General features: G+C 52.9%; 1 protein-coding gene. It reads left to right on the forward strand.

Translation table 11 applies throughout. The features are described 5' to 3' along the window. Positions 1-203: 203 nt before the first annotated feature. Positions 204-571, forward strand: a 368-nt coding sequence (locus ACLD72_RS32220) for a transposase (RefSeq protein ID WP_458476521.1), incomplete at its 3' end; no start/stop codon positions are given.

Genomic DNA, 571 nt, shown 5'->3' on the forward strand with positions numbered 1-571 from the left:
GCCTTTGCACGATTATCCCTTTCGTTCAGAGAGCAGGGGGTGAGGGCTAGAGCAGGGTTCGCAAAAAAGAGAGAAGAAAATGAGATGAGGAAAAAATGAGACGGTTCAGTTGAGATTTTTGGCTTGATCGGGGAACGTATGTTTGGTATAATGAAGTAAATCGAACGTGCGTTCTTAAATTCTTGATTCGGGGGCGAGCGAACATGGAGGTCAATGCGGGGACGGAGCTTCAACCATTCAGCAGCCGTTACCATAGCGAGCAGGACTGCATGGAGGCGCTAATCGCGATGAAGTGGCCGAACGGCTTCGTCTGCCCGCGCTGCGCTCACACCCGGTGCAGTCGTCTGACCTCCAGGCATATCCCCTTATTCGAGTGCGGAAAGTGCAAGCATCAAACGTCGGCCTTGGTCGGCACGATTTTTGAAGGAACGCATTTGCCCCTGCTCAAGTGGTTCAAGGCCCTGGATTTATTTCTGCTTGAGGGCGGCATCTCGGCGATGCGGCTGAGACAGGTGATCCGAGTCACCTACAAAACCGCCTGGTTGATGCTGCACAAAATACGCCATGCCGT

This window comes from Paenibacillus lacisediminis (assembly GCF_046567315.2).